This window comes from Bradyrhizobium sp. UFLA06-06 (genome assembly GCF_054820065.1).
On sequence record NZ_JADFUD010000008.1, the window covers coordinates 1 to 13,043 of the forward strand.

At 66.1% G+C, this 13,043-nt stretch carries 8 protein-coding genes and 1 tRNA gene; 8 read left to right on the top strand and 1 reads right to left on the bottom strand.

Annotated elements, in window-relative coordinates:
* Positions 1-341, top strand: a 341-nt coding sequence (locus tag IF803_RS08980; RefSeq protein ID WP_461191909.1) for a helix-turn-helix transcriptional regulator, incomplete at its 5' end; no start/stop codon positions are given.
* Positions 342-727: 386 nt separating this feature from the next.
* On the top strand, positions 728-1,462 hold the full coding sequence (locus tag IF803_RS08985) for a tyrosine-type recombinase/integrase (protein ID WP_461192026.1): 735 nt from the start codon (positions 728-730) through the stop codon (positions 1,460-1,462).
* Here IF803_RS08985 and IF803_RS08990 read toward each other — a convergent pair.
* Positions 1,421-1,497 (bottom strand) — tRNA-Arg (locus tag IF803_RS08990). The genes IF803_RS08985 and IF803_RS08990 overlap by 42 nt on opposite strands.
* 288 nt (positions 1,498-1,785) lie before the next feature.
* Here IF803_RS08990 and IF803_RS08995 point away from each other — a divergent pair.
* The 6 genes from IF803_RS08995 to IF803_RS09020 all read left to right on the top strand — a co-directional run bounded on the left by IF803_RS08995 (position 1,786) and on the right by IF803_RS09020 (position 12,975).
* Positions 1,786-6,993 (top strand): alpha-2-macroglobulin family protein, encoded by a 5,208-nt coding sequence (locus IF803_RS08995; RefSeq protein WP_461191910.1) that lies wholly within the window; start codon positions 1,786-1,788, stop codon positions 6,991-6,993.
* Positions 6,994-7,073: 80 nt separating this feature from the next.
* Positions 7,074-9,104, top strand: coding sequence for a penicillin-binding protein 1C (pbpC, locus tag IF803_RS09000; RefSeq protein WP_461191911.1), 2,031 nt, complete (start codon positions 7,074-7,076; stop codon positions 9,102-9,104).
* Positions 9,105-9,267: 163 nt separating this feature from the next.
* Positions 9,268-10,932 carry an ArnT family glycosyltransferase gene (locus IF803_RS09005; protein ID WP_304495456.1) on the top strand — a complete coding sequence of 555 codons (1,665 nt, stop codon included), beginning with the start codon at positions 9,268-9,270 and terminating at the stop codon, positions 10,930-10,932.
* Between the two features lies 1 nt (position 10,933).
* Positions 10,934-11,779 (top strand): phosphatase PAP2 family protein, encoded by an 846-nt coding sequence (locus IF803_RS09010; RefSeq protein WP_461191912.1) that lies wholly within the window; start codon positions 10,934-10,936, stop codon positions 11,777-11,779.
* 66 nt (positions 11,780-11,845) lie between these two features.
* Positions 11,846-12,637: a glycosyltransferase family 2 protein gene (locus IF803_RS09015; RefSeq protein ID WP_461191913.1), complete on the top strand. Its 792-nt coding sequence runs from the start codon at positions 11,846-11,848 to the stop codon at positions 12,635-12,637.
* A complete protein-coding gene (locus IF803_RS09020; RefSeq protein WP_016845896.1) occupies positions 12,637-12,975 on the top strand; it encodes a lipid-A-disaccharide synthase N-terminal domain-containing protein in 339 nt (112 codons plus the stop codon). Before IF803_RS09015 ends, IF803_RS09020 begins: the two co-directional genes overlap by 1 nt.
* Positions 12,976-13,043: the final 68 nt, after the last annotated feature.

Sequence of the window (13,043 nt, forward strand, 5' to 3'; positions counted from 1 at the left end):
GCCAACTAACCCACCTGTGCGCTGGCCTTAGCCGGCGAGGTAAGCAGAGCAATTTTCTTAGGGGCACGCTCTTGCCCAGTTCTGCCAACGATAATCAACGCGGGGGCATCGTCCCTCGCGGCCTACGCCGTACAGACGCGGCGCGATATCTCGGCATCAGCCCGAGCCATTTCGATAAGCAGCGAGAGGCGGGCGCAATCCCGGCTCCCAGGCAAATGCTGGGCGTTTTGCTGTGGGACCGACACGAACTAGACTCCTTGTTTGACGGCAAGGCACCCGCTGTCGCCAATGAAAACGATTACTGGGAACAGCATTGCGCCAGCGCAAACCGAAATATGTGAATGAATATCTGGATAGGCACGGGAAGCCCCGTGTCTATTTGCGACGGCCGGGCAAGCCTCAACTTGCCTTACCGGCGCCGCTGTACACCGAGGAATTTTGGACGGCATACCGCGCGGCCATGGGCGGTGAAGAGACGCCTGCCGTGAGGCGCGTCAAGGCTGGCTCTATTGCCGCCGCCGTCAACGGCTATTACCGCTCAACTGAATTCAAGGGTTTGGCGAAGAGCACGCAGGACGTTTACAGCGGCGTGCTGAATAGATTCGTTGAGAGGCATGGCGACGGCCCGATTGCCACCATGCAGCCGAAGAATATCAACATTATCATTGACGAGATGGCCGACACGCCTTCGGCCGCGTCCAACTTTCGCAAACGCCTCAAGGCCGTGATGGATTACGCGGTTTCGGCTGGCCTGCGCAGCGACAATCCGGTCGTTGTGGCCAAGCGCGTGAAGCTAAAAACCAAAGGCCACCGCACTTGGACTGAGGAAGACATCACCAAATTTAGAAAGCAGCACAAGGTTGGCACGCCGTTGCGACTTGCCTTCGATGTGCTGCTACACACCGGCCTCAGGCGCTCTGATGCCGTGCGGCTTGGCTGGCAGCACTTCACGAAAGACGGGTTCGCTATCAGCACCAAAAAGAGCCAAGGCCACGTTGAGCTTTGCATTCCGGTGCACGCGGATCTGGCGCGCTACATCGCCGACTGCCCGAAGGACGGCCCGGCCTTCATTGCAACCATGTACGGCCGCGCGCGCAGCGAGAAGGCGTTTTCCAGTTGGATTAGCGAAGCTGCAGGTGACGCTGGCTTGCCAGAAGGCTCGAGCCCGCACGGCGTCCGCAAGGCCGCATGCCGTCGATTGGCCGAGGCGGGATGCAGCGCGCTCGAAATCATGTCCATTACCGGCCACACCGACATCCGCGAAATCGAGCGGTACTGCCGCGAGGCGGCGAAGAAGAAATTGGCCGTTGCGGCCATGGCGAAACTGCAAAACGGTTTCGATAAGAAATTGCCTAACCCATCCGATAAGTTAGGCAAAAGTGCCGATAAGTCATTGAAATCATTATCAGGAAAAGCCGTCTGGCGATCCCGGCAGGATTCGAACCTGCAACCCGCGGAGTAGAAATCCGCTACTCTATCCAGTTGAGCTACGGGACCGTGGCGGCCTTGTAGCACCGCCAATATGAAAAATCCGCCTTTCCGCCAAGTCCGGCCGAACCGATTTTTGTGGTCGAGCGACAAAGGCGAGCAGGGACCCGCCCTGCGTTGGCCTGTCCAGCCCGTCGCGCCGCGCGACGCTGCCGCCGGGGGCTGGTCAAAGGAATGTCGGCAATGCGATCTGCGACGTTTTCGTCCGTTCATGTCCGCGCCTTCACTCCGTCACCTTTTCGCGCATTTTTTGGCCCCAACGCGGCGTTCGACCGCGGGGCGTTCAGGAGCTCCATCATGATCGGATTGGTTCGTGCCGCCACGATATGCGCCACGCTGCTGCTCGCCCTGGTGAGCGCCCAGGCCGCGGACAAGGCCTTCAAGCGCGACGATCTCGCCGATTCCGCGATCAAGTTGGAAGCCCAGATCAAGAGCGAGGCCGGCGCGGTCAACAAATCGGCCGCGACCCTGCGCACCGACGCCGACGCCGCCTTCAGGCGCAATGATTTCCGCGGCGGGCTCACGATCCTCGGCCAGATCGCGGCGACCACGCCGGAGGACGGCGCCAACTGGCTGCGGCTCGCCAGGACGGTCTTCCAGATCCGTTCGGCCAGCTCAAGCGAGCAGACCTTCCTGATGGAGCGCGCCTCCACCGCCGCCTACATCGCCTATCAGCGCGCCGGCAATGCGGGCGAGGAGGCGGACGCGCTCGCCGTGCTCGGCAAAGCGCTTGCCGAGCGCAAGCTGTGGCGCCCGGCGCTGGACAGCCTGCGGCTGTCGCTCGACATGCGCGAGGTCGCCGATGTCCGCGGCCAGTACGAGAAGATGCGCGACGAGCACGGTTTCCGCCTGCTCGATTATACCGTCGATTCCGACGCGGCCTCGCCGCGCGCCTGCTTCCAGTTCTCAGAGGAACTCGCCAAGCGCGTCGACTTCGCGCCCTATCTGGCGCTCGCCGGCACCGACAAACCGGCCTTGTCGGCGGAAGGCCAGCAGCTCTGCGTCGACGGGCTGAAGCACGGCGAGCGTTACAACATCAATCTGCGCGCCGGCCTGCCTTCGACCGTCAAGGAGACCCTGCCGAAATCGGCCGAGTTCAACATCTATGTCCGCGACCGCAAGCCGTTCGTGCGGTTCACCGGGCGGGCCTATGTGCTGCCGCGGACCGGACAGCGCGGTATCCCGGTGGTCAGCGTCAACACGCCGGCGGTCAAGGTCGACGTCTTCCGGATCGGCGACCGCAACCTGATCAACACGGTCATCGACAGCGACTTCCAGAGCACGCTGAGCCGCTATCAGCTCTCCGATCTCGGCGACCAGCGCGGCGTCAAGGTGTGGTCCGGCGAGCTTGCGACAGCGACCACGCTGAACCAGGACGTCGTCACGGCGTTTCCGGTCGACCAGGCGCTCGGCGACCTGCAGCCTGGTGTCTATGTCATGACCGCCGCGGCCAAGGGACCGGGCACCGACGACGACGGCACGCTGGCGACGCAATGGTTCATCGTCTCGGACATGGGCCTGTCGGCCTTCTCCGGCAATGACGGTATCCACGTTTTCGTCAACTCGCTGGCTTCGACCGAACCGGTCGCCAACGCCGACGTGAAGCTGGTCGCCCGCAACAACGAGATCCTGGCCACCCGCAAGACCGATGCCGCCGGCCACGTGCTGTTCGAGCAAGGCCTGGCCCGTGGCGAGGGCGGGTTGTCACCGGCGCTGCTGACTGTCATGGGCGAGAAGGCCGACTACGCCTTCCTGAGCCTGAAGACCAATGCGTTCGACCTCACCGACCGCGGCGTCGCGGGCCGGGCGATCCCGGCCGGCGCGGACGCCTTCGTCTACGCCGAGCGTGGCGTCTACCGCTCCAACGAGACCGTCTATCTGACCGCGCTGCTGCGCGACGGGCAGGGCAATGCCCTGACCGGGACGCCGCTGACCATGGTGATCGAGCGCCCCGACGGCGTCGAATTCCGCCGCGCCGTGCTGCCCGACCAGGGCGCCGGCGGCCGGATGCTGGCGGTGGCGTTGAACTCTGCGGTGCCGACCGGCACCTGGCGCGTCCGCGTCTTTACCGATCCGAAGGGCTCGTCGGTCGGCGAGACCACCTTCATGGTCGAGGATTACATCCCCGAACGGGTCGAATTCGATCTGACCAGCAAGGAGAAGGTGATCAAAGCTGAAGTTCCAGTGGAACTTCAGGTCTCCGGCCACTTCCTCTACGGCGCGCCGGCCTCGGGCCTGCAGCTCGAGGGCGACATGCTGGTGGCGCCCGCGGCGAACGGCCGGCCCGGTTATGTCGGCTATCAGTTCGGCGTCGACGACGAGCAGACCGCGAGCAACGAGCGGACCCCGATCGAGGACCTGCCGGAGGCCGATGCCAACGGCGCGGCGACGTTCCCGGTGAAGCTCGAGAAGGTGCCGACCTCGACCCGGCCACAGGAGGCCCAGATCTACATCCGCATGGCGGAGACCGGCGGACGCTCGGTGGAGCGCAAGATCGTACTGCCGGTCGCGCCGGCCGCGTCGCTGATCGGCGTCAAGCCGCTGTTCGGCGACAAGAGCGTGGCCGAGGGCGACAAGGCCGAGTTCGACGTCGTGTTCGTCGCGCCCGACGGCAAGCAGCTGCCGCGCAACGGGCTGCGCTACGAGCTGTTGAAGCTGGAGTCGCGTTACCAGTGGTACCGGCAGAACTCGTCCTGGCAGTATGAGCCGGTCAAGTCGACCCGCCGCGTTGCCGATGGCGACGTCAATCTTGCCGCCGACAAGCCGATGCGCCTGACCTTCCAGCCGCAGCCCGGCCGCTACCGGCTCGACGTGAAATCGACCGACGCCGACGGTCCCGTCACCTCGGTGCAGTTCGACGTCGGCTGGTATTCCGACGGCAGCGCCGACACGCCCGATCTGCTGGAAACCTCGATCGACAGGCCGGAATATCAATCCGGCGACACCATGACGGTGTCGGTCAATGCGCGCACATCAGGCAAGCTGACGGTCTATGTGCTTGGCGACCGCCTGCTGACCACCCAAAGCGTCGACGTCAAGGAGGGCACCCAGCAGGTCAAGCTCGCCGTCGGCAAGGATTGGGGCACCGGCGCCTATGTCATGACGACGCTGCGTCGTCCGCTCGATGTCGCCGCCGGGCGCATGCCCGGCCGCGCGATCGGGCTGAAATGGTTCGGCATCGACAAGAAGGCGCGCACGCTTGCCGTCGAACTGTCGCCGCCCGCGTTGGTGCGGCCGGGCTCGACGCTGAAGATCCCGGTCAAGCTCGGTGGCCTCAATCCCGGCGAGGACGCCAAGGTGGTGCTGGCCGCGGTCGATGTCGGCATTCTCAATTTGACCAATTACAAGCCGCCGGCGCCGGACGACTACTATCTCGGTCAGCGCCGCCTGACCGCCGAGATCCGCGACCTCTACGGCCAGCTGATCGACGGCATGCAGGGCACCCGCGGCCAGATCCGCAGCGGCGGCGACTCCGCCGGCGCCGAGCTGCAGGGCTCGCCGCCGACGCAGAAGCCGCTCGCGCTCTATTCCGGCATCGTCACGGTCGGGCCTGACGGGACTGCCGAGGTGAGCTTCGACATCCCGGAATTCGCCGGTACCGCGCGGGTGATGGCGGTGGCGTGGAGCGCAACCAAGGTTGGCCGCGCCAATGTTGACGTGATCGTGCGCGATCCCGTGGTGGTGACCGCGACATTGCCGCGCTTCCTGCTGACCGGTGACAAGGGCACCATCAGCATGGATATCGACAATGTCGAAGGCGCAGCCGGCAACTATGCCATCAGCGTCAAGGCGAGCGGCCCGATCAAGGCTTCCGGCAATTCGACCACGACGGTGAAGCTCGCCGCCAAGCAGCGCTCCTCGCTGTCGCTGGGCCTCGAGGCCGGCGGCGCCGGACGTGCCGAGTTCGACGTCGACATCTCCGGGCCGAACGGGCTGACTCTGGCGCGGCATTATGCGCTCGACGTCAAGCCGGCGACGCAAGTGCTGGCGCGCCGCTCGATCCGCACGCTGGCGAAGGGCGAGAGCCTGACACTGACCTCGGACATGTTCTCCGATCTCGTGCCGGGCACCGGCAGCGTGTCGGTCTCGGCGAGCCTGTCGACCGCGCTCGATGCCGCGAGCATTCTGAAGGCGCTCGATCGCTATCCCTATGGCTGCTCCGAGCAGATCACGAGCCGCGCTTTGCCGCTGCTCTATGTCAACGATCTCGCCGCCGGCGCCCATCTCGCGATGGATACCGCGGTCGACCAGCGCATCCGCGACGCGATCGAACGTCTGTTGGCACGGCAAGGCTCGAACGGTTCGTTCGGCCTGTGGTCGGCGGGCGGCGACGACGCCTGGCTCGATGCCTACGTCACAGACTTCCTGACCCGGGCCCGCGAAAAGGGCTTTGCGGTGCCGGACGTGCTGTTCAAAAACGCGCTCGACCGCGTCAGGAACTCGGTCGTCAACGCCAACGAGCCGGAGAAGGACGGCGGCCGCGATCTGGCCTACGGCCTCTACGTGCTCGCGCGCAACGGCGCGGCGCCGATCGGTGATCTGCGCTATCTCGCCGACACCAAGCTGAACAATCTGGCGACCCCGATCTCCAAGGCCCAGCTTGCCGCGGCGCTGGCGCTGGTCGGCGACAAGGCGAGGGCCGAGCGGGTCTATGGTGCCGCGCTCGATGCGCTGAACCCGAAACCCGTGATCGAGTTCGGCCGGGTCGACTACGGCTCGGCATTGCGCGACGCTGCTGCGCTGGTCTCGCTTGCAGGCGAAGGCAATGCGCCACGCACCACGCTGACCCAGGCGGTGCTGCGGGTCGAGGCGGCGCGGGGACTGTCGCCCTACACCTCGACGCAGGAAAATGCGTGGATGGTGCTGGCGGCGCGGGCGCTCGCCAAGGAAACGCTGGCGCTCGATATCAACGGCCAGCCGGTCAAGACCGCGGTCTATCGCAGCTACAAGGCCGAGGAGATCGCCGGCCAGCCGCTCAGGATCACCAACACCGGAGACGCACCGGTGCAGGCGGTGATCTCGGTGTCGGGCTCGCCGGTCACGCCGGAGCCGGCGGCCTCCAACGGTTTCAAGATCGAGCGCAGCTATTTCACGCTCGATGGCAAGCCGGCCGATGTCGCCAAGGCGAAACAGAATGACCGCTTCGCGGTTGTCCTGAAGGTCACGGAAGCAAAACCGGAGTTTGGGCATATCATGGTGGCCGACTATCTGCCGGCCGGGCTCGAGATCGACAACCCGAACCTGGTGTCATCGGGGGATTCCGGCACGCTCGCGTGGATCGAGGACGGCGTCGAGCCGAAGAACACCGAGTTCCGCGATGACCGCTTCACGGCGGCGATCGATCGGGGCGCCAACGACAAGTCGGTGTTCACGGTCGCCTATGTCGTGCGCGCGGTGTCGCCGGGCAAATATGTGCTGCCGCAGGCCTATGTCGAGGACATGTACAATCCCTCGCGCTACGGCCGCAGCGGAACCGGCGCGGTTGAGGTGAAGCCGGCGAAATGAGTGGAACGTTGAGGACAGCACCGGTACGCGGATCGCGGTGGCGACGGATCAGGACCTTCCTGACGTTCGGTGCGGTCGCGATGCTAGTCGCAATCGGTGCCTTCGCCGCCTGGGTCGTGTCGCTCGGGCCGTTGCCGCTCGACAAGGCCCAGCAGGTCTCGACCACGGTGATCGATCGCAATGGCAAGCTGTTGCGCGCCTATGCGATGGCGGACGGGCGCTGGCGGCTGCCGGTCGACGCGAAGACGTCCGTCGATCCCACCTATCTGAAGCTCTTGTTCGCCTATGAGGACAAGCGCTTCTATGAGCATCACGGCATCGATCCGCTGGCGCTATCGCGCGCCGCATTCCAGCTGCTCACGAGCGGCCATATCGTCTCGGGCGGTTCGACGATCACGATGCAGCTGGCGCGGCTGATCGAGCCGCGCCACCAGCGCTCGGTCTACGCAAAGCTGCGGCAGATGGTGCGCGCGGTCGAACTGGAGCGGCAGCTCTCGAAAGACCAGATCCTCGATCTCTATCTTGCGCTGGCGCCGTTCGGCGGCAATCTCGAGGGCATCCGCGCCGCCTCGATCGCCTATTTCGGCAAGGAGCCGAAGCGGCTGTCGCTCGCCGAAGCCGCGCTGCTGGTGGCGCTGCCGCAATCGCCGGAGCGGCGTCGGCTCGATCGTTACCCGGACGCGGCCCACGCCGCCCGCGACCGCGTGCTCGAGCGCATGGTCGAGGATGGCGTGGTGTCGAAGGACGATGCCGCGCAGGCCACGGCGACGGCGGTGCCGAAGATGCGCAAGCAGATTCCGATCCTGGCGCCGCATTCGTCCGATCAGGCGATCGCGACGATGAAGGATGCGCCCGTCATCAAGCTGACGCTCGACGCCACGCTGCAACGGAACCTGGAGGCGCTGGCGCGCGACCGCGCCATCGCGCAGGGGCCTGACGTCTCGGTTGCGATCGTCGTGGTCGACAATGAGACGGGCGATGTGCTCGCGCGCGTCGGCTCGGCGGATTATTTCGACGAGCGGCGGGCCGGGCAGGTCGACATGACGCGCGCCGTGCGCTCGCCGGGCTCGACCTTGAAGCCGTTCATCTATGGCCTTGCCTTCGAGGATGGCTTTGTCCATCCCGACAGCCTGATCGAGGATCGGCCGATCCGCTTCGGCACCTACGCGCCGGAAAATTTCGACATGACGTTTCAGGGCACGGTGCCGATCCGCAAGGCGCTGCAATTGTCGCTGAACGTGCCGGCGATCGCGCTGCTCGACCGCGTCGGTGCCAGCCGGCTGTCGTCGCGGCTGAAGCAGGCCGGCACCAGTCTCGTGTTGCCGAAGGACGAGGCACCGGGCCTTGCGATGGGTCTCGGCGGTGTCGGCATCACGTTGCAGGATCTCGCCCAGCTCTATTCCGGCCTGGCGCGGCTTGGCGCGACCAAGCCGCTGCGCGAGATCATGCAGGCCAATGACGGCCGCGACACGATGCGGCTGATGGATCAGGCTGCGGCCTGGCAGGTCGGCAACGTCCTGCTCGGCACGCCGCCGCCGGAGAACGGCGTGCACAACCGGATCGCGTTCAAGACCGGCACCAGCTACGGCTATCGCGATGCCTGGTCGGTCGGCTTCGACGGCCGCGTCACGATCGGCGTCTGGGTCGGCCGTCCCGACGGCGCGCCGGTGCCGGGTCTGGTCGGCCGCACCGCCGCGGCACCGATCCTGTTCGACGCCTTTGCGCGCACCGGCAAAATCCCGGCGGCATTGCCGAAGCCGCCGCGCGGCGTTCTGGTCGCCTCCAACGCGAAACTGCCGCCGCCGCTGCGCCGCTTCCGGCCGCTCGGCGAACTGGTCCGCAGCGGCAGCGACCAGGCTCCGCATATCCAGTTTCCGCTGAACGGCTCGCGCATCGATGTCGATCATTCCGAGGACGGCCGCAATGCGCCGATGCCGGTCAAGGTCGCCGGCGGGGTGCTGCCGCTGACGGTGCTCGTCAATGGTGTCTCAGCCGGGGACATCGACAGCCGGCGCCAGCGCCTGATCGACCCGCCGGGGCCGGGCTTCGCCCGGCTCACCGTGATCGACGCCACGGGTGCCGCAGATACCGTTGTGATCCGCGTGCAATGATCGCACGGGAAAGCGGAGCGGCACGGTCGGAAAGCGGAACAGCACAGTTGTTTGCGCTGCGGTTTCATCGTATGCGAAACCCATGGTGGATGGCCTCCAACCCCGGCGCTTCGGAGCAGGGCAACAGTCTGTAAAACCTGCGCATTCGAGCCGCAGGCTGTTCATGGCGTTCGAGTTCGCAACGGCCAGCCAATGGCGTTCGGTCCTGTTCCTGACGCTGACCTGCCTGGTGCTGTTCCTGCCGGGCTTCTTCACCATCCCACCGATCGACCGTGACGAGGTCCGCTTTGCCCAGGCGACCAAGCAGATGGTCGAGAGCGGCGATTTCGTCGACATCCGCTTCCAGGACGACGTCCGTTACAAGAAACCGGTCGGCATCTACTGGATGCAGGCGGCGGCGCTGAAGACCGTCTCCGCGCTCGGGGTGCCGCGCGCCCAGGTCCGCATCTGGGTGTACCGCCTGCCGTCCCTGATCGGCGCCATCGGCGCCGTTTTGCTGACCTATTGGACGGCGCTGGCCTTCGTGACGCGGCAGGGGGCGGTGCTCGCCGCCCTCATGATGGCAAGCTGCGTATTGCTCGGGGTCGAAGCGCGGCTCGCCAAGACCGACGCGATGCTGCTGCTGACGGTCACCGCGGCGATGGGCGCGATGGCGCGGGTCTATCTGTCCTGGCAGCGCGGCGAGGACCCCGCACACCCGTCATGGGTCCCGCCGGCGGTCTTCTGGACGGCGCTGGCGGTCGGCATCCTGCTCAAGGGGCCGCTGATCCTGATGTTCGTCGGCCTTGCGATGGCGGGGCTTGCGATTCTCGACCGATCGGCGGCCTGGTTCTGGCGCATGCGCCCGGTCTGGGGCCTGATGTGGACCCTGGTGCTGGTGCTGCCGTGGTTCGTGCTGATCTTCCTGCGCGCCGGCGAGACCTTCTTTGCCGACTCGGTCGGCGGCGACATGCTGAGCAAGCTCGGTGCACAGGAATCCCACGGTGCGCCGCCTGGAATCTATCTGCTGCTGTTCTGGATCACGTTCTGGCCCGGCGCGCCGCTGGCCGGCATGGCGGCGCCTGCGGTTTGGCGGGCGCGGCGCGAGCCCGGCGCGCAGTTCCTGCTGGCCTGGCTGATCCCGTCCTGGATTGTGTTCGAGGCTGTGCTGACCAAGCTGCCGCATTACGTGCTGCCGCTCTATCCGGCGATCGCGATCCTGACCGTCGGTGCGCTGGAGCGGCGCGTGCTGTCGCGCTCGCCCTGGCTGTTGCGGGGCGCCGCCTGGTGGTTCGCGATCCCCGCCTTCGGCGCCGTGCTGGTGATCGTCGGCGCGATCAAGGCGATCCATCAGCCGGTGTTTCCGGCCTGGCCGTTGTTCGCCGTCGCGATGGTGTTCGGCCTGTTCGCGTGGTGGTTGTTCGAGGACAGCCGCGCCGAGCGCTCGCTGCTCAATGCGGTGATTGCCGCGGCGCTGATGGCAGCCGGCACCTATGGCGTGGTGCTGCCGCGGCTCACCACCGTATTTCCGAGCCAGGAGGTCGCACGCGCCTTGCGCAACGTGACCTGCGTCGGCCCGAAGGCGGCAGCCGCCGGCTTCCACGAGCCGAGCCTCGTGTTCATGACCGATACCTCGACGCTGCTCACCGACGGATCGGGCGCCGCGGATTTCCTCGGGCAGGGCTCCTGCCGCTTCGCGCTGGTCGAGCAGCGCTCGGAGCGCGCCTTCGTGCAGCGCGCCGAGGCGATCGGCCTGCGCTACAACGCACCGGTGCGCGTCGAGGGCTACAACATCTCGCAGGGCAAGGCGGTCTCGATCGCGATCTTCCGTTCCGAAGGGACGGAATGACATGCCGGCGCTGCCAGCGACCCCGGAATCCGCCAACTATTTCGGACGATTGCTGACGCTGGTTTGGCTTTCCCTCGCCCAGCTCGTGCGGGCGCCGTCGCATTCGCGCCGCGCCGAGGCGGCGCGCCGCTCCGCGCGCCACGGACTTTTGCTCGTCGTCATTGTCGGCGCCGGGATCATCACGCTGATGTATGCGTTCGATGTGACCGAGATCAGTTTGATGCCGCCACGCGGCACGCCGGGTCTCTGGTGGGTGAAGACGCTCACCGATTTCGGCAAGGACGAGTATGTGCTGTGCGCGCTTGGCCTGCTGCTGATCGCGGTCGCGTTGGCGGCGCCGGCGCTGCGCGACGTGCCGCGCGCGACCTTGCTTGGCCTTGGGACAAGGCTGCAATACCTGTTTCTGTCGGTCGTGCTCTCGGTCGCTGTCGGTGAATTGATCAAGTGGATCGTCGGCCGCGGGCGGCCCTTTGTCGGCGGCAAGGCCAATGCCTTCAACTTCCAGCATTTCGCCGGCACCGAGGCCTATTCGAGCTTTCCGTCGGGACATTCGATCACGGCGTTCGCACTGGCCTTTGCCGTGTCCGCGGTGTGGCCGGGCGCGCGGTTCGCGATGCTGGTCTATGCGCTGGTCATCGCCGCGACCCGGCTCGTGCTGCTGGCGCATCATCCGAGCGACGTGGTGGCCGGTGCGCTGGTCGGGGTGATCGGCGCAATGGTCGTGCGCTACTGGTTCGCCGCCCGCCGCCTTGGTTTTGCCATTCATCGCGACGGCACCGTGGTGGCGCTGTCAGGACCGTCGGACGGGCGTCTCAAAAGGGTTGCGAGGAGCGCCTTCGCCCCATAAAAGCGGTCGCCCGACGGTCGGATCGGGCTGGTTCCATCGCCGACAATACCAACCACGAGTGCCGATTTGCCTGCTCCCGACCAGACGCCGGTCGCCGTTTCCATCGTCGTGCCTGTGCGCAACGAGGCGGACAATATCGCGCCGTTGATCGCCGAGATCGCGGCCGCGCTCGACGGACGCTGGGCCTACGAGATCATCTATGTCAATGACGGTTCGACGGATGCCACCGGTGCGCGGCTGGACGCGATCATGGCCAAGCGGCGCAATCTCCGGCAGCTCCGCCACGCAGACTCGTCGGGCCAGTCGGCGGCCGTGCGCAGCGGCGTGCGCGCCGCGCGCGGCGCGATCGTGGCGACGCTCGACGGCGACGGGCAGAACAATCCCGCCTTCCTGCCGGACCTGATCGCGGCGGTCGAGAGCGGCAACGGTCGCGTCGGCCTCGCCGCGGGCCAGCGCGTCGGGCGCAAGGACACCGGCTTCAAGAAGCTGCAATCGCGCATCGCCAACACGGTGCGCGGTATCATCCTGCGCGACGGCACCCGCGACACCGGATGCGGCCTGAAGGCGTTTCCGCGCGAGGTGTTTCTGGCGATGCCTTACTTCGACGGGCTGCATCGTTTTCTCCCGGCACTGGTGCGCCGCGAGGGGCTGACGATTGCCTATGTCGACGTCGTCGACCGGCCGCGCCATTCCGGCGTGTCGAACTATGGATTCTTCGACCGGCTCTGGATCGGGATCATGGATCTCGCCGGCGTGTGGTGGCTGATCCGCCGCAAGAAGCCGACGCCGGTCGTCACTGAAGTGGTCGCTGAAGTGCCCGATGTCGCCGGCGTGCCGGGCGTGACCGAGGTGAAGTGATGCTGATTCAGTACGGCCAGGCGTTGAGCGCCTATCTCTACGACGTGTTCATCGCCAAGTTCGACTTCTGGCTGGCGTTCGGCCTGATCGCGCAACTGTTCTTCACCGCGCGCTTCCTCGTGCAATGGATCTCCAGTGAACGCGCCGGCCAGAGCGTGGTGCCGATGGCGTTCTGGTTCTTTTCGATGGGCGGCGGCCTGATGACGCTGATCTACGGGCTTGCCAAGCGCGAGCCCGTCATCATCATCGGGCAGGGTCTCGCCACGCTCATCTACATCCGCAACATCATGCTGATCGTGAAGAACCGCGGCCGCGGGTCGAAGACGCTCGATAGCTGATTGCCGTCATCGTCGGCACGGCATCGATTGCGACCGAATCTGAACCAAGGTCAAAGATTCGCCCCAAG